The organism is Pseudomonas sp. 1 R 17 (assembly GCF_900067035.1).
GTDB lineage: Bacteria > Pseudomonadota > Gammaproteobacteria > Pseudomonadales > Pseudomonadaceae > Aquipseudomonas > Aquipseudomonas marginalis.
The window spans coordinates 105,047-122,818 of the sequence record NZ_FKLB01000063.1 but is presented as its reverse complement, the minus strand read 5'-3'; the positions used below and the strand labels follow the sequence as shown (position 1 = coordinate 122,818).

The following is a 17,772-nucleotide window of genomic DNA, read 5'->3' as shown; positions in this document are numbered from 1 at the left end:
GAGCCTAGGCGAGGTACCGAGTGGTGGGGCAAGAGCCTTTTGGTTACTTTGGGGCTTTTCCAAAGTGACCCGCCGTAAGGGCGGAACCCATAGCCGCCGTTACCGCAGCAACGGATATGTACTCGGTCAAATCCAACGACATGGTCGGCCCAAAGGCCGCCACGGAAACAAGCTCCCTCACCACAAAGAGATTTTTCAGCCTGAAAGTTGTGTAGATACCCATGCCCCGATGGCGTCAGACCAGGCGCCGCTTACTTCGGCCCCATAATCTTCGCCAACTTCTCCGGCGACGGCGCCCCTTGCTGTTGCTGCAAGCCGCCCTTGTCATCCAGGTAGAAAATCGCCGGCGTCGCCGACAGTTCCAGCTCATCCATCAACTTCATATTGGCATCGAGCTTGGCTTCGATGTCCGCCGGGATCTTGGCCAGCGCCTGCAATTTGCTGCCCTTGCCGGCGGCTTCATGTTCTTCCAGGGCCTTTTGCGGGTCCTTGGCGGCGAACAGGGCGGCCGACTTGGCGGCGCTGTCTTCGCGGATGATGCCGACCATGATGTGGCGCAACTGCACCTTGCCGGCTTTTACCCATGGCCGCGCCTGTTCCCAGAACATGTTGCAGTACGGGCAGTTGGGGTCGCTGAACAGGTAGACGACGCGCGGGGCGTTTTTGTCGCCGTCCTGGATCCAGCTGCTTTTTTCCATTTTGGCCCAGACTTCCTTGGCCATCGGCGCGTACACCAGTTTTTCCAGGGGCGCGCTGCTCAGGTCATTGCCCTGGGCGTCGTACAGGTTGCCGGCGATCACGCTCTTGCCGTCGGCGGTCAGGTACAGCGCCATGCCGCGGTTCTGGTATTGCGCGGCGTAGCCGGTGAGGCCGCTGGGGGCGTCGAACTTGCCGAGGATTTTGGCGCCTTTGGCTTCGATCTGTTTGATCGGTGCCGGCCAGTCTTCGGCCTGGGCCAGGGTGGCCGCCAGCGTCAGCGGCAGCAGGGTCAGCAGGTGGCGGAGGCGAGGCATGTCGGTTTCCTTGTGGCGGCAGGGGCGGTGTCGAAGGGTTCCATGGCACGGGCCAGGCTGGCCTGGGACAACTCGCCCAGGTGGCTGTTGATCAGGCGCCCGTCGGCTTGGTAGAACAGCGTGGTGGGCAGGGCCATGGAGCCTACGGCCTGGCCGAGGCGGCCGCTGGCGTCGAACAACACGTTGTCGAGGGTCAGGCCTTGGGTGGCGAGGAAGGTGCTGACGCTTTGCATGCTTTCGGCCTGGTTGACGAACAGGAAGGTCACGTCGGGGCGCATGCGCTGGGCGTTTTCCAGCACCGGCATTTCGCGGCGGCACGGCGGGCACCAGGTGGCCCACAGGTTGATCACCAGCGGACCGCCCTGGTAATCCGCCAGTTGCACCACTTCGCCATTGGCGTTGCGCAAGGTGATGTCCGGCAGGCGTGTGCCTTTTTCATACACGCTCAAGGACAGGCTGGTCATGCCCCAGAACACCAGCCCGGTGATGACCCCGGCGCTCAGGGGCTTGCGCAGCGCCGGGCGACGCCAGCCATAGAGCAGTGCACCGAGGATCAGGGCGACGATACCGGGCCAGGCGAGAAAACCGCCGTCGCGCAGGTCGACCATCTGCAGCCAGTCATTGCTGTAGTAACTCCAGTACATCAGCACGAAGCTGACGCGGGCCGCCAGCATGCCCAGCAGGAACAGGCTGAACAGCACCGATTCCGGATTTTCACCGCCACGCTTGGCCACGCGCCAACCCACCAGGGTGGCGAGAATCAACGCGCTGATCAGCAGGATGTGATTCAGGGCGATGGCGAAGGTGCCGATGGTCAGGGTCAGCATCAGAGGGCGTCCCGGGCTTGAGTCCAGCGTTGCAGGAAAGCGGCGGCATCCACTTCGCCGGTGATGCGCTGGGCGCGGCGTTCCTCACCGTCAGGGCCGATCCACACGAAGCTGGGCGGCCCCGGCACTTGGTAGCGGCCCAGCAGTGCGCGGCTGGCGGCATTGTCGGCGGTGACGTCGAGGCGTAGCAGGCGTACATCCTTCAGCGCGTCGAGCACTTCGGGTTTGCCGAACACCTGTTTTTCCATGATCTTGCACGACACGCACCAGTCGGCGTAGTAGTCCAGCAGCACCCATTGGCCTTGGGCCTTGGCGCTGTCGAGCTGGCGTTGCAGCACGCCGGGGTCATTGATGGTCATGAAGGCTTCGTGGGCGGTGGGTGCGGCGGTGGTCCGCGAGCCACTGTAGACCTTCAACGGTTGCCACAGGTCGTCGCTGCCACCCGCCGCACCCACCAGCAGCAGGCCGCCCCACACCCCCACGACCACGGAACCGGCGCCGAACAGCATGGCGACCCGCCCGAAATCCTGGGCCAGGCGCCAGCCGCAATAGGCCATGGACATGGCCAGCACGCCCCACAGGCCGAGCCACAGGCTTTCGTCGATCACCGGGCGAATCATCAGCACGGCGGTGGCCAGGAACAGGAAGCCGAAGATGCCCTTGAGCATATTCATCCAGGTGCCCGGCTTGGGCAGGAAACGGTTGCCCACGGTCACCAGCAACAGCAGCGGCACGCCAATGCCGATGCCCATGGCGAACAGGATCAGGCCGCCGTGCAGGGCATTGCCGCTCTGGGCGATGTACAGCAATGCACCGGCCAGGGGCGCGGTCATGCACGGCCCCACCAGCAGGCCGGACAGCGCGCCGAGCACCCCGGCGCCGACCAGGCTGCCGCCGCTCTGGTTGCGGCTGACGTTATCCAGGCGATCGCGCAAGGCCACGGGCAGTTGCAGTTCGAAGAAGCCGAACATCGGCAGGGCGAGGATCACGAACAAGGCGGCGAAGCTGCCGAGGATCCACGGGGTTTGCAACAGCGCCGCGAGGTTGGCGCCGAGCAGGGCGGCGAGTACACCGAGCGCCGCATACACCAGCGCCATGCACACCACGTAGCTGCCGGCCAGGGCAAAGCCGCGACGCGGGCTGGCGCCACTGCCCACCACCAGGCCGGCGAGGATCGGCAGCATCGGCAACGAACACGGGGCAAACGCCAGCAGCAGGCCCAGGCCGAAGAACACCAGCAGGCTCCAGCCCAGGCTGCGTTGTTGCAGGCCGCTGGCCAGGCTCTGGTCCTGGGCTTCGGCGGTGGCCGCAACGGCGGGGTTGCCGCCCAGGTCTACGCTGATCGACTGCGGCGGATAGCACAGCCCCGCATCGGCGCAGCCCTGCCAGCCGAGCTTGACCTGGCCGGTGACACCGGCGGGAATCTTCACTTCCAGGCCCTGGCGATACACTTCCTGCTCGCCAAAGAACTCGTCGCTATGGGCTTCGCCTTGCGGCAGCACGGGCTTTTCGGCCAGGCCATCGAACTTCATGCGCTGCTTGTACAGGTAATAACCGTCGGCAATCTGCCAATACAGCTGGGTCTCGCCACTTTCAAGACGTTCGGAGGTAAAGGTGAAGGCCTTGCCCACCGGGAGGAAATCGGCTTTGGTCTCAAACGGATTGCCCGGCGCGGCCTGGGCGAACCCCGCGAATAACACCAGCAGAAAGGTAAACAGATGCCGCATGGTCAAGCCTTAGTTCGATGCAAGTGAGGCACACAATGTGTGGCGTTGATTAACCGATGATTAACCGGGCGCTATTCTAAAGTGTAGGGATTATCTGAGCTTGCATCTTTTCACGGCATAATCTGCGCTTAATCCGCTGCACTTTTAATCCCCCCATCTTTCATGAAGGGTTCAGCATGCACGTACTGGTCTGTGAAGACGACGAACTGATCGCCAGCGGCATCGTGGCCGGCCTCGGTGCCCAGGGCTTTACAGTCGAGCGCGTGGCCACGGCTGCCGCTGCGCGCGCGATGCTCAAGGCGGCGACCTTCGACATCATGGTGCTCGACCTCGGCCTGCCCGACGAAGACGGCCTCAAGCTGCTGCAACAGCTGCGCAGCCAGGGCCTGGAGATTCCGGTGCTGATCCTTACCGCGCGGGACTCGGTGACCAACCGCGTCGACGGCCTGCAAGCCGGTGCCGATGACTACCTGCTCAAACCCTTCGACCTGCGCGAATTGGCCGCACGCCTGCAAACCCTGCTGCGCCGGATGGCGGGGCGCAGCGTCAACCTGATCGAGCACGGCCGGCTGACCTACGACCCGAGCAGTCGCGAAACCCTGTTGGGCGGCCAGCCGGTGGACCTGTCCCGACGTGAACAGGCGCTGTTGCAGGCGCTGCTGCACAACAAGGGCCGGGTGCTGTCCAGCGAGCAACTCAAGGACAGCGTCTACGGCTTCAACGATGAACTGGAAAGCAACGCCCTCAACGTGCATATCCATCACCTGCGGCGCAAGTTGGGCAATGGCATCGTCGAGACCGTACGCGGCCTGGGTTATCGCCTCGGCCCGGCAGATGACGGAGAAAATGCTTCGTGAAAAGCCTGCGCCTGCGCCTGACGTTCAAGCTCGGCGCCGCGTTTGTGCTGATCTGGGCCCTGGCGGCGGCCTGGATGCTTAACGACCTGCGCAACCAGATGATGTTTTCCCTCGACCAGCGCCTGGTGGCGTCGGCGCGCATGGTGGCGGGCCTGACCGAGCAGATGCCGGGCCTGGCCAGTGTCAGCGGCGGCGCGCATTTCAGTGCCGAGCAACTGAATGTGCCGGGGGGCATGGCCTGCCAGGTCAGCTCCTTGCGCGGGGAAATCCTCGCCCGCAGCCATACCACGCCGGATGAGGGCCTGGAGTCGCGCAAGAGCGGCTTTCGTGACCAAGTCATCGATGGCGTGGGATGGCGCAGTTTTACCCTGTCCCGTGGCGACCTGTTGATCACCACCGCCGACCGCCAGGTGGAGCGCGAGGCGCTGAACCTGTCGATCCTGCTCGCCGCCTCGGTGCCGGTGGGCGTGGCGATGCTCGGTTGCCTGTGCCTGTTGTGGCTGGGCATCGGCCAGAGCCTGCTGCCGCTCAACCGCATGCGTGACGCGCTGATGCGCCGCAGTGCCGATTCCCTCGAACCGTTGCAGATCCACCCATTGCCCAGCGAACTCAAGCCGCTGCTCGACACCCAGAACCAACTGCTGCAACGCATCGCCAAGACCATCGAGCGCGAACGCCGCCTCACCGGCGACGCAGCCCACGAGCTGCGCAGCCCGCTGACGGCGATCAAGACCCACCTGCAAGTGGCGCGCATGACCGAGGGCGCGGCCCGCGACCAATCCCTGGCCCATGCCGAGGAGGGCGCCGACCGCTTGCATCGCACCCTGGAGCAATTGCTGCTGTTGGCGCGGGTGGAAGGCAGCCTGTCATTCGACGATGGCTTGCAGTCCAGCGCCGAGGAAGTCGCGCGGCTGGCGATCCAGGACGCGAATGCCGGCGATAATGGGCGTATCGACCTGAACCTGGCGGACAACCTCAGCGAAACCCCGGTGGACATGCCGGTGGGCCTGGCGGTCGCGGCCCTGCGCAACCTGCTGGACAACGCCCTGCGCCATACACCCGCAGACACACGGGTGGAGCTCAGTGTGTTCACCGCCGCCGATCACGTGATCTTCCGCGTGCGCGACCACGGCAAGCAGATCTCCCCCGAAGACCTGCAATACCTCACCCAACGCTTCTGGCGCAATGGCAACAGCGAGGGCTGTGGCCTGGGCCTGGCGATCGTGCAGGCGATCGTGCAGCGCTGTTCCTGCTCGTTGACGTTCGATAGCCAGGTGGATGGCCTGCGCGTTGACCTGGGCATGCCGTTGCGACGCTGACCGCGTTTTTTCACAAGCCAAATAGTTACCGCCCGCTTGAAGTGCAAGCCTTCAGGATGGCGGTAATTTTTTTGCGCTTGAACGGGCCGAAAGACTCGGCCTGTATTGAAAAGGACGGTTCTTATGTTGGTCATCGATACCAGTTTCCCCGCCAGGGATTTCAACGAACGTCACGGCGAACCCGTGCGGCAGGTGATCCTGCATTACACCGCGGCGCCGTTCGCCTCCTCCTTGCGCACCCTGACCCGGAACGGGGTCAGCGCGCATTACCTGCTGCCAGATCCCCATGAGCCCGGCTACCGCGCCGCCGGGTATGACGAGTTGCGCGTGTTTCGCCTGGTGCACGAAAACCAGCGCGCCTGGCATGCCGGGGCGAGTCACTGGGCGGGGCGCGATAACCTCAACAGTCGGGCGATCGGCATCGAGATTGTCAACCTGGCCCGGGATGACGGGGGCGTATTCACCTTTCCAGCGTACGGCCAGGAGCAGGTGGCGGTGTTGATTGCATTGCTTCGCGACATCCTTGGGCGTTACCCGCAGATCGGGCCGGCCGACATTCTCGGGCACTCGGACGTGGCGTACTGGCGCAAGAGCGATCCGGGACCGCGCCTGCCGTGGCGCGGTTTGTTCGAGGCGGGAGTCGGGGCGTGGTTCGACGAGTCGACGCGGGCCATGTACCAGCGCCGGTTTTGTGTCGGGCTGCCGCCTGAAGTGGAGGTGGAGCGGGCATTTCAGCGCTATGGCTATAAGCCGGCGCAGAATTGCCAGGCGTTCGAGCAGCGCACCCGGGCGTTTCAGATGCACTTTCGGGCGCGGGATTATTGTGGTGTGTTGGATGCCGAGACCTGCGCGATCCTGTATGCCCTGAATGAAAAGTACCGCGGACTGTAAAGCCCGGCATATTTGGATCTTCATGCATCAGTTACCGACAACAGCCCCTAAATCCGATTGAAGCTGGTGCGTTTCCAGAACAGGAAATCCGTGCGCATGCCCTTGGGCCAGACGCCAACGGATCGGCAGTTTGGTCACCATCATCCGCGTATTGAGGGATCGAGAGATGTCAGTCGCTACCAGCCGTATCGAAGATACCCAGGTGCATGAAACGCTTTATCAGTTCGACGAAAGCCCGCTGCTGGCCCGCCAGCGCCAGCAGGAATCCAACGCCCGCAGTTACCCACGGCGCATTCCCCTGGCGCTCAAGCGCGCCAAGGGGATCTACGTGGAAGACGTGGAGGGCCGCAGTTTCATCGATTGCCTGGCCGGCGCCGGCACCCTGGCGTTGGGGCACAACCACCCGGTGGTGATCCAGGCCATCCAGCAAGTGCTGAGCGACGAACTGCCGTTGCACACCCTGGACCTGACCACTCCGGTCAAGGACCAGTTTGTGCAGGACCTGTTCGGCCTGCTGCCGGCGGAGCTGGCGCGGGAAGCCAAGATCCAGTTCTGCGGCCCCACCGGTACCGATGCCGTGGAAGCAGCATTGAAATTGGTGCGTACTGCCACGGGGCGCAGCACGGTGCTGTCGTTCCAGGGCGGTTATCACGGCATGAGCCAGGGCGCGTTGAGCCTGATGGGCAGCCTGGGGCCGAAAAAACCCTTGGGTGCCTTGCTCGGCAATGGCGTGCAGTTTTTGCCATTCCCTTACGACTACCGTTGCCCGTTCGGTCTCGGCGGCGCAGAAGGCGTGCGGGTCAACCTGCATTACCTGGAAAACCTGCTCAACGACCCGGAAGCCGGGGTGTTGCTGCCGGCGGCGGTGATTGTCGAGGTGGTGCAGGGCGAGGGCGGGGTGATCCCGGCCGATCTCGACTGGCTGCGCGGCCTGCGGCGCATCACCGCGCAGGCCGGCGTGGCGTTGATCGTCGATGAGATCCAGAGCGGTTTCGGCCGTACCGGCAAGATGTTTGCCTTCGAACACGCCGGCATCATTCCGGATGTGGTGGTGATGTCCAAGGCCATCGGCGGCAGCCTGCCGTTGGCGGTGGTGGTGTATCGCGACTGGCTCGACACCTGGCTGCCGGGCGCCCATGCCGGGACATTCCGTGGCAATCAGATGGCCATGGCGGCCGGTTCGGCGGTGATGCGCTACCTCAAGGAGCACGACCTGGCCGGCCATGCGACCGTCATGGGCGAGCGCCTGGGCGAACACCTGCGCATCCTGCAGCGTGACTACCCGCACCTGGGGGATATTCGCGGGCGCGGGCTGATGCTCGGTGTGGAACTGGTGGACCCGGACGGCGCCCTGGATATCCAGGGCCACCCGCCGGTGCATCGCCAACTGGCACCGCTGGTACAGCGTGAATGCCTCAAGCGCGGCCTGATCCTCGAGCTGGGCGGCCGGCATGGCAGCGTGGTGCGCTTCCTGCCGCCACTGGTGATCACCGCCGCCGAGATCGACCGCGTGGCCGAGATCTTCGGGCGCGCCCTGGCGGCAGCCGTCGCCAGCCTCTAATTTTTTGGCGTGTTGGTACGTTTCTACAGATATCAGCGCTGCGCATGGTGCGCAGCCAGCCTTTGAGCGATGGAGAACAGCAATGACCTCAGTATTTGACCGCGACGACATCCTGTTTCAGGTAGTGGTCAACCATGAAGAACAGTATTCCATCTGGCCCGACTACAAGGCCGTGCCGGAAGGCTGGCGCACCGTGGGCAAGAGCGGCCTGAAGAAAGAGTGCCTGGCCTACATCGAAGAAACCTGGACCGATATGCGTCCGTTGAGCCTGCGCCAGAAGATGGACGGCGCAACGCTGGCCTGACGCAAAACCTGCAGTAGGCCGGCCTGTCGTGGTGGGCGGGCCTGTTGTGGCGAGCGGGCTTGTTGTGGCAAGCGGGCTTGTTGTGGTGAGCGGGCTTGCCCCGCGCTGGGCTGCGAAGCAGCCCCAAAACCAGCCGCTGAGTTATGTCTGATACACCGAGTGCTTCTTGAGTGGGGCTGCTTCGCACCCCAGCGCGGGGCAAGCCCGCTCACCACAAAAGCTCACCACAAACCACAAAAAGCTCATCACATTCGCCATGACCTTACGCGTTCTTGTCCTTCTCCAACCCCCCCGCAGCCCCCGTCACCACTTGCACACTCAAGCGCGGCGTGGCCAGGTCCAGACCGGCGTCATCCAGATGCCGCTTCAGTGACAGGTTGAACGCCCGCGACACTTCCCACTGCTTGATCGGCGCCGTCTTGAACCGCGCGCGCAGGATCGCACTGCCCGACTCGAAGCTTTCCACCCCCTGGATCTCCAGCGGCGACCAGATATTGCGGCGTTGCAGCGGATCGTTACGCATTTTCTGGCCGACATCGCGCATCAGCTTGATCGCATCGTCGATTTCCATGTTGTAGGGGATCGCCACCCGGAAGATCGCGTAGCCGAACTCCCGCGAGTAGTTCTTGATGCTCTTGATCTCGCTGAACGGGATGGTGTGCACGATGCCGTCAATGTCGCGCAGGCGTACGGTACGGATGGTCAGACCTTCGACGGTGCCGAGGTGGCCGCCGACGTCCACGTAGTCATCGATGGCCAGGGAGTCTTCGATGATGATGAACAGGCCGGTGATCAAGTCGGCCACCAGTGACTGCGCACCAAAACCGATGGCCAGGCCGATCACACCGGCACCGGCCAGCAGCGGCGTGACGTTCATGCCCATGTTCGCCAGGGCGACGATGGCGGCGATGATAAAGATGGTCACGAACAGCACGTTGCGGATCAACGGCATCATGGTCTGCGCGCGGGCATTGGCCAGGCCTTTGCGCGAGCGGGTGAGGGCGTGATGGATGGCGGTGTCGCTGAGGATCCAGATCAACCAGGCAAATAGCAGCGTGCCGCCCAGGCCGAACAGCTTGACGCTGATTTCATGGCCGTCGCCTTCGGTAAAGCGGATCAGCGACAGGCCCCACACCCGCAGCCCCAGTTCGATAAACACCAGCCACACCACCAGGTGGGCGAGGGTGTAGACGAAGCTTTTCAGGCGTTCGGAGTACAGCGCATGGCGCTTGTGCCCACGCTGCGGCTTGAGCGCATGGCGCCGCACCAGGCCGTTGATCACCATGCACAACACCAGCAACACCGTGCACAACAGCGACTGGCGCAGGGCGGTGCTGGTGTCGCCGGCGGAGACGAACGTGGCGAACAGCGAGATGCCCACCAACAGCAAGGCGGGGATGTACCAGAAGGTGCCGATGATCTCGATGGTGTCGCTGAGGGCCCGGCGGGTCAGGCGGCGCGACAGGGGCTGGTTGCGGATCAGGTGGGCGATCGGCCGCCGGAAACGCAGGATGAACACGCCGGTGGACAGCGCGGCCATCACATTGGCGACCGTGGCCGCCGTGTGGGCCAGGTGTTGGCCGAGCGCAGCCACCAGCCGCGGGTCGCTCAAGGCTTCACCAAAGGCGGCAAAGCTGCCGATCCACCACAACGGGCGGAACGCCTGGTGGCGCAGGATATACAGCGCGCGGTGGCGGTGCGGGCCGTCGAGCAGGGAGAAGGCAATCACACAGATCGCCGAGAAACAGGTACCGACCACCAGCGCATAAGCCAGCACCATTGCCAGGGATTTGCCCAGGGACGAGGGCAGGGCGTAGCTCAGGTACACGGTGATCACCAGTGCGATCAGCCAGGGCCCCAATTTGCGCAGGGCGAAGCGCAGCATGTCCCAGGTACGCGGGTGTTGCGGCAACTCCTCGGGCAGGCCGAAGCGCTCGCGTACCCGGTGGCTCAGCCAGATCAACGCGGCTGCCAGCAGGCTCCATACCGCGAGAATCACTGCAAAGCCGAAAATGATCGGCAGCCATTCGCTGGCCGGCAGCATCAGTGCGCTGAGTTCGTCCTTGGCCAGGTCGATTTCATTCGACCAGCGCCCCAGCGGGCTGTCGGCGCCGGAGAACTGCTGCTCCAGGCCCGACAGCGTACTGCCGATCAGCCCGAGCACGCCTTGCTCGGCGGCGGGCTGGGCCTTCTGGGTAGCGGCGCGCAGCTTCTTCAAGTCGCTCAGCAACTGGGTGCGTTGCTGGTCGTTTTCCAGGGTCTTGATCACCTCGTCCAACGACTGCCCCAACGGCACGTCGGCCTGGGGTTGGGTCTTGGTGGTGCCGAGCAGCCCGGGCAGGCCCACCGCTTGGGCAGACGAGAGCGGCAGCAGCGTGAGCAGGGCGATCAGGAAACAGCAGGGCAGCGCAAACAGACGGGAAAGCACGAGGCGGTCAACCTTGGAAACGACGGGTTGAGCGAGTGTACGAGTGCAAGCGTCATTCGGCCAGTTTGGCGAGGATCTTGTACACAACGGTGCCCAGGATCAGCAGCATGCCGACCCACATGCCGAATACGCCGAGGGGCTTGTCGCGGAAGTTGAAGCCAACGGCGAGCATGATCATGCCGATCAGGATAGGGATAAGCATGGCGTGGAAAGAGGACATGGAGATCATGGGGCGACGGCCTTGTCGGAGTGGGAATACTGACAAGTCTAGGTCGGATTGCAGGAAATGCAGGTGATGCAGATCAGGTGGACGTAAACCAAATGTGGGGGGCAAGTGCGAATCGTCGCACCGCCCCTCCCACATGTTGACGACATCCATTCCTGGTCTTAGGGCAGGTCGTGGCTGGCGTAGAACGCGCCCAACACCTTCACCAGATGCGCCAGGTCATGGCTGCCGCACAGTTCACGAATGGAGTGCATGGCAAACGTCGGCAAACCGATATCCACCGTACGCACACCCAGGTGGCTGGCGGTGATCGGGCCGATGGTCGAGCCGCAGCCCATGTCGCTGCGCACCACAAAGCTCTGCACCGGCACTTCCTGGGCCATGCACAGGTGACGGAAGAACCCGGCGGTTTCGCTGTTGGTGGCGTAGCGCTGGTTGCTGTTGACCTTGATCACCGGGCCGGCATTGAGCTTGGGGCCGTGGTTGGCGTCGTGCTTGTCGGCGTAGTTCGGGTGTACGCCGTGGGCATTGTCGGCCGACACCAGCAGGGATTTCTGAATGGTGCGTACGAATTCATCACCTTCAGGCAACAGGCGACGCAGGGTCTGTTCCAGCATCGGGCCGTCGGCACCGCAGGCCGAGCAGGAACCGACTTCCTCGTGGTCGTTGCACACCAGCACGCAGGTTTCGTCGCTCTCGCTGGTGAGCAAGGCTTGCAGGCCGGCGTAGCACGACAGCAGGTTGTCGAGGCGCGCGCCGGCGATGAAGTCGCCATTGAGGCCGATGACGGCGGCGCTCTGGGTGTCATAGAAGCTCAACTCGTAGTCGAGCACCACATCGGCGTTCAGCCCATGCTCCCGTGCCAACTGCTCGGTGAGCACGGCACGGAAGTCCACGCGTTCATCACCGGCAAATTGCGCGAGGATCGGCGGCAATTCGGTCTGGGCATTGATCGCCCAGCCCTGGTTGGCTTCACGGTTCAGGTGAATGGCCAGGTTGGGGATGATGGCGATGGGCAGCTTGAAGTCGATCAGCTGGCTTTCGACCTTGCCGTCACGGCGGAAGGTGACGCGGCCGGCCAGGGACAGGTCGCGGTCGAACCACGGCGCCAGCAGCGCGCCGCCGTAGACTTCCACGCCGAGTTGCCAGAAGCCCTGGCGTTGCAGCTCAGGCTGGGGCTTGACCCGCAGGCACGGGCTGTCGGTATGGGCGCCGACCAGGCGAATCCCGCCTTGCAACGGCGAATGGCGGCCGAGCTTGAAGGCGATGATCGAGGAATCGTTGCGGGTCACGTAGTAGCGACCGTTGGCTTCGGTGGCCCAGGTCTCGCGCTCGTCGAGGCGCTGGAAACCGGCCGCTTCCAGGCGCTGGGCCAGGGCGGCGGTGGCATGAAAAGGAGTAGGGGAGGCCTTGAGGAAGTCGATCAGGCCTTGATTCAACGCTTCGCGCATAAATAGCTCCAGACAGCAATGCGCGGAGTTTACCGTTCGAGGGCGAGAAGTGCACAGAACAAATGTGGGAGGGGGCAAGTCGCACCGCCCGTCCCACATGTACTGTATTTACAGCTTTAGAAGGGAGCCGGGCACTCAAAGCGCAAGCGCTCGCCGCTTTGCGGGTGAGTGAAGCTCAGCATGCTCGCATGCAGGCACAGGCGCGGCCACGCAGCCAGGGCCTGTTCATGGGCATACAGACCGTCACCGAGCAACGGATGCCCGATGGACAGCATATGCACGCGCAACTGGTGCGACCTTCCGGTAATCGGCGTCAGCTCGACGCGGCACCAGTCGCCACACCGTTCCAGCACTTTCCAGAAGGTCAGCGCGTGCTTGCCGAACTCGTGGTCCACCACATGGCGGGGTTTGGTCGGCGGGTCATAGCGCAAGGGCAGGTCGATGCTGCCGCTGTCCAGTTCCGGCTGGCCCCAGGCCAAAGCGGTGTAGGCCTTTTCGGTTTCGCGGTCGTGAAACTGGCGGGACAGTTCGCGATGGGTATCGGCGTCCCGGGCCAGCAGGATGATCCCCGAGGTTTCCCAGTCCAGGCGATGGACGATGCGGGCTTCGGGGTAGCCGTTTTCCTGCAGGCGGGTGATCAGGCAGTCCTTGTTGTCATCGGCGCGGCCAGGCACCGAGAGCAACAGGGTCGGCTTGTTCACCACCAGGACAGCGTCGTCCTGATGCAGGATATGAATAGTGGACAGCGGCATTAAACAGCCTCGTAACAAACGCCAACGGCGGCTCGACCACCCGGTTCCCGCAAAGGGATCAAGGTGACCGAGCCGCCGTGGCGGCCGCCTGTTCGATCAACGATCAGGCAGGGTGATATTGAGTTCCAGAATCGAGCAGCTGCCGTCATTTTCCAGGGCGACATGCACGTCATCGTTGCCGATATTGACGTACTTGCGGATCACCTCCACCAGTTCCTTCTGCAAGGCCGGCAGGTAATCCGGGGTACTGCGTTGGCCGCGTTCGTGCGCCACGATGATCTGTAGACGCTCTTTCGCGACCGACGCGGTGCTTGGCTTTTTGTTGGCGCGAAAGAAGTCGAGAAATTTCATTGTTTAGTTGCCTCCAAAGATACGCTCGAAGAATCCCTTCTTCTTAACATCGAGGAAGCGATGTTCCACGGTCTTGCCCAGCAAGCGATCAACCGCATCGCTGTACGCCTGGCCGGCGTCGCTCTGGTCGTCGAGAATCACCGGGACGCCCTGGTTGGACGCCTTCAGCACGGCCTGGGATTCCGGGATCACGCCCAGCAGGGTCACGGCGAGGATGTCCTTGACGTCTTCAACACCGAGCATTTCGCCGTTACTGACGCGCTCAGGGTTGTAGCGGGTGAGCAGCAGGTGTTCCTTGATCGGGTCCTGGCCTTCCTCGGCGCGCTTGGACTTGCTGGCCAACAGGCCCAGCATGCGGTCCGAGTCACGTACCGAAGACACTTCCGGGTTGGTCACCACGATGGCTTCATCGGCGAAGTACATCGCCAGGTGAGCACCGGTTTCGATACCGGCCGGGGAGTCGCATACCACGAATTCGAAGGTTTCCTTCAGCTCGGCGAGAACCTTGCCTACGCCTTCCTTGGTCAGCGCATCTTTGTCGCGGGTCTGGCTGGCGGCCAGTACGTACAGGTTCTCAAGGCGCTTGTCCTTGATCAGGGCCTGTTGCAGGTTGGCTTCACCGTTGACCACGTTGACGAAGTCGTACACCACGCGGCGTTCGCAGCCCATGATCAGGTCGAGGTTACGCAAACCGACGTCGAAGTCGACGATGACTGTCTTGTGGCCGCGCAGAGCGAGGCCGGTACCGATAGCGGCGCTGGTGGTGGTCTTACCCACACCACCCTTGCCGGATGTAACCACGAGAATCTTGGCCAAGGTGTTTCACCCCTAAGGAAAAAGGACTTTTCAGCCCCTGAAAAACATCTCTTGGAACTCGCCGCAGGCGGACAGCCTTTGTAGGAAAAAGACGGGTTTTCGCAGGAAAAACGCCAACCTTCAAATGTTCCTACGCAAGTAATGCCAATTTCGCTGTGCTATCAGAGTCTAGAGATGCTTGGAAAATGCGGCAGTATCCGTTAAAGACGGATGATGTTCAACACATCGCCCGACAGGCTGACCTGCACCGCGGCTCCCCACAGTGGATCGCGGCGCAAATCTTCCGAAACCTTGTACTGGCCCGCGATGGACACCAGCTCAGCGGTCAATTGCTGGCAAAAAATGCGCGCCTTGGTATCCCCCTTGATGCCGGCGAGGGCACGTCCGCGCATCGGGCCGTATACATGGATATTGCCATCGGCGAGAAGTTCCGCGCCGGGACTGACCGAAGAGATCACCACCAGGTCGCCGCCCTGGGCGTAAATCTGCTGTCCGCCGCGTACGGGCGTGGTGATTATCTTTGTAGGCTTGATCGTCGGTTCCGCTGGTTTTTCCGGTTTTTTCTGCACTTCGCCGACCAAAGGTTCCAGTGGACGCTCACGCGCGCCGGAGGGTGGCAGTACTGGCAGTTCAATGGCGATGGCTGCGGCAATGTCTTCGATGCGGCTGGCACGAATCGCCAGGGTTCGCAGGCCATGGGAGCGGCACACGCGCATCAGGCCGGGCAGGTCGATGCTGCCCTGGCCGGCCGGCAGTTTGTCCAGGGCCAGTACCAGCGGGGCGTTGTTGAAGAAGTTCGGCGCCAGGGCAACCTTGGCGGCGAGCTGGCGGTCCAGGGCGTCGAGGTCGTTGCGGGCCAGTTCCAGCACGGTGATGGCGAGCATGCTGCCTTTCAGCTGGAACACGGGATCTTGGTCTAGCGGTTCGGTTTGGCTCATGGTCGGCAAAAAGCGGCTTGTCACGAAAAGTGTCGAGACTTATAACGAGAACACTCACTGGCCGCAAGCCGAGTCGAACCGTTGTAGAATGCGCGGCCCTGTCTTTCCCGGAATCTGTAATGGATCGCCCGCGTTTTCGAGCTGTATTTTTTCACCCGCGCTTTTGGCTGTTATGGCTGGGACTCGGCCTGCTCTGGCTGGTGACCCAACTGCCGTACCCTGCGCTGCTGACCATTGGTCGCCTGCTGGGTGCAGGCATGTACCGTGTGGCCGGCGAACGTCGCCGCATCGCCGCACGCAACCTGGAACTGTGCTTCCCGGAAAAAACCGCCGCAGAGCGCAAGAAGCTGCTCAAGGAAAACTTTGCCTCCACCGGCATTGCCTTCTTTGAAATGGCCATGAGCTGGTGGTGGTCGCGCCAGCGCCTGGCGCGCCTGGCCCATGTCGAAGGCCTGGAACACCTCAAGCAGGCCCAACTGGATGGCAAGGGCGTGATCCTCATGGCCCTGCACTTCACCACCCTGGAAATCGGTGCGGCCCTGCTGGGGCAGAAGCACACCATCGACGGCATGTACCGCGAGCACGGCAACCCGCTGTTCGACTATATCCAGCGCCGTGGCCGCGAGCGGCATAACCTCGACTCCCTGGCGGTCGAGCGCGAAGACGTGCGCGGCATGCTCAAGCTGCTGCGTGCCGGTCGCGCCATCTGGTATGCACCGGACCAGGACTACGGCGCCAAGCAAAGTATCTTCGTGCCGCTGTTCGGCATCCAGGCCGCCACCGTGCCTGCCACCAGCAAGTTCGCCAAGCTGGGCAAGGCGCTGGTGGTGCCGTTCACCCAGGAGCGCCTGGCGGATGGCAGCGGTTACCGCCTGGTCATCCACCCGCCGTTGACCGACTTCCCCGGCGAAAGCGATGAAGTCGACTGCCTGCGCATCAACCAGTGGGTCGAAGCCTCGGTGCGTGAATGTCCCGAGCAATACCTGTGGACCCATCGCCGCTTCAAGAGCCGGCCACCGGGCGAACCCAAGCTGTACGAAAAACGTCGTCGCTAAGACCGACTTTCCCCCCACGTGGAGTGATGCAATGCGCGCAGCTGAACCGGTTACAGGCTTGATTCTTTCCGGCGGCGGGGCGCGAGCGGCGTATCAGGTGGGGGTATTGGCGGCGATTGCCGAGCTGTTGCCGCCGGGGGCGCCCAATCCGTTTCCGGTGATCGTCGGCACGTCGGCCGGTGCGATCAATGCGGTGAGCCTGGCCAGCGGTGCGATGGACTTCACGGCGGCCATCCAGCGCCTGACCGCGTTCTGGCAGGGGTTTCGCAGCCACCTGGTATTGCGCAGCGATTGGCCGGGGGTGGTGCGCCAGGCGAGTCGCTTCTTTACCCACAGCTTGCTGGGCCTGGGCCGGCAGTTACCGGTGGCGCTGCTCAACAGCTCGCCGCTGCGGGACTTGTTGCAGGACAAACTGCATTTGGCAGGTATCGACGAGGCCATCCGCCAACAGCACCTGCATGCGGTCGCCGTCACGGCCTTCGGCTATGAATCCGGGCAGGCGGTGACCTTCTATCAGGGCGGCGGCACCATCGACGCCTGGTTGCGCCATCGGCGTATCGGTGTGCCGACGCAACTCACGGTTGAACACCTGCTGGCCAGTTCGGCGATCCCCTTGCTGTTTGCCCCGGTGAAGCTCGACCAGGAATACTTCGGCGACGGCGCGGTGCGCCAGTCGGCGCCCATCAGCCCGGCGCTGCACCTGGGGGCGACCCGGGTGCTGGTGGTGGGTGTCAGCGGTAACCCGCGGGGCAATGAACCGATGGCGCAACGCACCTATACCGGCCAGGAGCCGACGTTGGCCCAGATCGGCGGGCATATGCTCAACAGCACGTTCATCGACAGCCTGGAAAGCGATATCGAACTGCTGGAGCGTCTGAACCAGTTCAGCCATCACCAGCCAGCCGACAGTGCGGCCCGTGGCCTGGCGCCGGTGGAAGTACTGGTGATTGCGCCAAGCCAGCCGATCGACGAAATCGCCGCAAGGCATCGGCAGGAATTGCCGGCGGCATTGCGTCTGTTCCTGCGTGGGCCGGGGGCGACCAAGACGAGCGGGGCAGGGGTGCTGAGTTACTTGCTGTTCGAGGCGGGGTATTGCAGCGAGTTGATTGAGTTGGGCAGGAAGGATGCGCTAGCCAAGCGTGAAGAGATCATGCGGTTCCTGGGCTTGGCATGAACCCTTGTAGGAGCGAGCTTGCTCGCGAAGAACCCATAGGCACCGCTTTTGTTCTGAATAAACGCGGTGATCTCTGGTTTTT

General features: G+C 63.1%; 17 protein-coding genes. 7 read left to right on the top strand and 10 right to left on the bottom strand.

The features are described 5' to 3' along the window. Nucleotides 1-251 precede the first annotated feature (251 nt). The 3 genes from dsbG to dsbD are packed head-to-tail and all read right to left on the bottom strand — an operon-like array spanning nucleotide 252 to nucleotide 3,567. Nucleotides 252-1,013 (bottom strand): thiol:disulfide interchange protein DsbG, encoded by a 762-nt coding sequence (gene dsbG / locus BFP99_RS26680; protein WP_065948620.1) that lies wholly within the window; start codon nucleotides 1,011-1,013, stop codon nucleotides 252-254. After that, the gene (locus BFP99_RS26675) at nucleotides 989-1,840 is read right to left on the bottom strand and encodes a TlpA disulfide reductase family protein (protein WP_065927226.1); all 852 of its coding nucleotides are present in this window, start codon (nucleotides 1,838-1,840) and stop codon (nucleotides 989-991) included. Before BFP99_RS26675 ends, dsbG begins: the two co-directional genes overlap by 25 nt. Continuing rightward, entirely contained in the window at nucleotides 1,840-3,567 is a 1,728-nt protein-coding gene (gene dsbD / locus BFP99_RS26670; protein ID WP_065948619.1) for a protein-disulfide reductase DsbD, read from the bottom strand. The genes BFP99_RS26675 and dsbD overlap by 1 nt, the downstream gene beginning before the upstream one ends. Nucleotides 3,568-3,743: 176 nt before the next feature. Here dsbD and BFP99_RS26665 point away from each other — a divergent pair, with 176 nt between their 5' ends. The 5 genes from BFP99_RS26665 to BFP99_RS26645 all read left to right on the top strand — a co-directional run bounded on the left by BFP99_RS26665 (nucleotide 3,744) and on the right by BFP99_RS26645 (nucleotide 8,499). Then, nucleotides 3,744-4,424, top strand: a complete 681-nt coding sequence (locus BFP99_RS26665) for a response regulator (RefSeq protein WP_065927228.1) — start codon at nucleotides 3,744-3,746, stop codon at nucleotides 4,422-4,424. Next, nucleotides 4,421-5,743 (top strand): ATP-binding protein, encoded by a 1,323-nt coding sequence (locus BFP99_RS26660; RefSeq protein ID WP_065927229.1) that lies wholly within the window; start codon nucleotides 4,421-4,423, stop codon nucleotides 5,741-5,743. Before BFP99_RS26665 ends, BFP99_RS26660 begins: the two co-directional genes overlap by 4 nt. Nucleotides 5,744-5,866: 123 nt before the next feature. Further along, on the top strand, nucleotides 5,867-6,634 hold the full coding sequence (locus BFP99_RS26655) for an N-acetylmuramoyl-L-alanine amidase (RefSeq protein WP_065948618.1): 768 nt from the start codon (nucleotides 5,867-5,869) through the stop codon (nucleotides 6,632-6,634). A gap of 166 nt (nucleotides 6,635-6,800) precedes the next feature. Further along, nucleotides 6,801-8,195: an aspartate aminotransferase family protein gene (locus BFP99_RS26650; protein WP_065927231.1), complete on the top strand. Its 1,395-nt coding sequence runs from the start codon at nucleotides 6,801-6,803 to the stop codon at nucleotides 8,193-8,195. Nucleotides 8,196-8,277: 82 nt separating this feature from the next. Beyond that, a complete protein-coding gene (locus BFP99_RS26645) occupies nucleotides 8,278-8,499 on the top strand; it encodes an MbtH family protein (RefSeq protein ID WP_027603905.1) in 222 nt (73 codons plus the stop codon). A gap of 262 nt (nucleotides 8,500-8,761) precedes the next feature. Here the strand turns inward: BFP99_RS26645 and BFP99_RS26640 are convergent, their stop codons facing one another. The 7 genes from BFP99_RS26640 to minC form a co-directional block, all read right to left on the bottom strand. Beyond that, a complete protein-coding gene (locus tag BFP99_RS26640; protein WP_065948617.1) occupies nucleotides 8,762-10,927 on the bottom strand; it encodes a mechanosensitive ion channel family protein in 2,166 nt (721 codons plus the stop codon). 52 nt (nucleotides 10,928-10,979) lie between these two features. After that, nucleotides 10,980-11,147: a hypothetical protein gene (locus BFP99_RS33365; RefSeq protein WP_162494268.1), complete on the bottom strand. Its 168-nt coding sequence runs from the start codon at nucleotides 11,145-11,147 to the stop codon at nucleotides 10,980-10,982. A gap of 167 nt (nucleotides 11,148-11,314) precedes the next feature. Then, complete coding sequence (locus tag BFP99_RS26635; RefSeq protein ID WP_027603907.1) at nucleotides 11,315-12,604, bottom strand: M18 family aminopeptidase; 1,290 nt, start codon at nucleotides 12,602-12,604, stop codon at nucleotides 11,315-11,317. Between the two features lie 116 nt (nucleotides 12,605-12,720). Further along, entirely contained in the window at nucleotides 12,721-13,356 is a 636-nt protein-coding gene (locus BFP99_RS26630; protein ID WP_027603908.1) for an RluA family pseudouridine synthase, read from the bottom strand. Nucleotides 13,357-13,452: 96 nt separating this feature from the next. Continuing rightward, nucleotides 13,453-13,707, bottom strand: coding sequence for a cell division topological specificity factor MinE (gene minE, locus BFP99_RS26625; protein WP_003175252.1), 255 nt, complete (start codon nucleotides 13,705-13,707; stop codon nucleotides 13,453-13,455). Nucleotides 13,708-13,710: 3 nt separating this feature from the next. Beyond that, nucleotides 13,711-14,523 (bottom strand): septum site-determining protein MinD, encoded by an 813-nt coding sequence (gene minD / locus BFP99_RS26620; RefSeq protein ID WP_065927233.1) that lies wholly within the window; start codon nucleotides 14,521-14,523, stop codon nucleotides 13,711-13,713. A 200-nt stretch (nucleotides 14,524-14,723) separates the two neighbouring features. Continuing rightward, a complete protein-coding gene (gene minC / locus BFP99_RS26615; protein ID WP_027603909.1) occupies nucleotides 14,724-15,461 on the bottom strand; it encodes a septum site-determining protein MinC in 738 nt (245 codons plus the stop codon). Nucleotides 15,462-15,580: 119 nt separating this feature from the next. On the opposite strand from minC, the gene BFP99_RS26610 reads away from it, so the two are divergent. Both BFP99_RS26610 and BFP99_RS26605 read left to right on the top strand, forming a co-directional pair. Beyond that, nucleotides 15,581-16,516, top strand: coding sequence for a lipid A biosynthesis lauroyl acyltransferase (locus BFP99_RS26610; protein WP_065948616.1), 936 nt, complete (start codon nucleotides 15,581-15,583; stop codon nucleotides 16,514-16,516). Between the two features lie 31 nt (nucleotides 16,517-16,547). Continuing rightward, nucleotides 16,548-17,690, top strand: coding sequence for a patatin-like phospholipase family protein (locus BFP99_RS26605; protein WP_065927235.1), 1,143 nt, complete (start codon nucleotides 16,548-16,550; stop codon nucleotides 17,688-17,690). Nucleotides 17,691-17,772: the final 82 nt, after the last annotated feature.

What these genes read in the sequence shown, in the direction of transcription:
- dsbG (WP_065948620.1), bottom strand. Translation starts at nt 1,013, where the DNA reads ATGCCTCGCCTCCGCCACCTGCTGACCCTGCTGCCGCTGACGCTGGCG.
- BFP99_RS26675 (WP_065927226.1), bottom strand. Translation starts at nt 1,840, where the DNA reads ATGCTGACCCTGACCATCGGCACCTTCGCCATCGCCCTGAATCACATC.
- dsbD (WP_065948619.1), bottom strand. Translation starts at nt 3,567, where the DNA reads ATGCGGCATCTGTTTACCTTTCTGCTGGTGTTATTCGCGGGGTTCGCC.
- BFP99_RS26665 (WP_065927228.1), top strand. Translation starts at nt 3,744, where the DNA reads ATGCACGTACTGGTCTGTGAAGACGACGAACTGATCGCCAGCGGCATC.
- BFP99_RS26655 (WP_065948618.1), top strand. Translation starts at nt 5,867, where the DNA reads ATGTTGGTCATCGATACCAGTTTCCCCGCCAGGGATTTCAACGAACGT.
- BFP99_RS26650 (WP_065927231.1), top strand. Translation starts at nt 6,801, where the DNA reads ATGTCAGTCGCTACCAGCCGTATCGAAGATACCCAGGTGCATGAAACG.
- BFP99_RS26645 (WP_027603905.1), top strand. Translation starts at nt 8,278, where the DNA reads ATGACCTCAGTATTTGACCGCGACGACATCCTGTTTCAGGTAGTGGTC.
- BFP99_RS33365 (WP_162494268.1), bottom strand. Translation starts at nt 11,147, where the DNA reads ATGTCCTCTTTCCACGCCATGCTTATCCCTATCCTGATCGGCATGATC.
- BFP99_RS26635 (WP_027603907.1), bottom strand. Translation starts at nt 12,604, where the DNA reads ATGCGCGAAGCGTTGAATCAAGGCCTGATCGACTTCCTCAAGGCCTCC.
- BFP99_RS26630 (WP_027603908.1), bottom strand. Translation starts at nt 13,356, where the DNA reads ATGCCGCTGTCCACTATTCATATCCTGCATCAGGACGACGCTGTCCTG.
- minE (WP_003175252.1), bottom strand. Translation starts at nt 13,707, where the DNA reads ATGAAATTTCTCGACTTCTTTCGCGCCAACAAAAAGCCAAGCACCGCG.
- minC (WP_027603909.1), bottom strand. Translation starts at nt 15,461, where the DNA reads ATGAGCCAAACCGAACCGCTAGACCAAGATCCCGTGTTCCAGCTGAAA.
- BFP99_RS26610 (WP_065948616.1), top strand. Translation starts at nt 15,581, where the DNA reads ATGGATCGCCCGCGTTTTCGAGCTGTATTTTTTCACCCGCGCTTTTGG.
- BFP99_RS26605 (WP_065927235.1), top strand. Translation starts at nt 16,548, where the DNA reads ATGCGCGCAGCTGAACCGGTTACAGGCTTGATTCTTTCCGGCGGCGGG.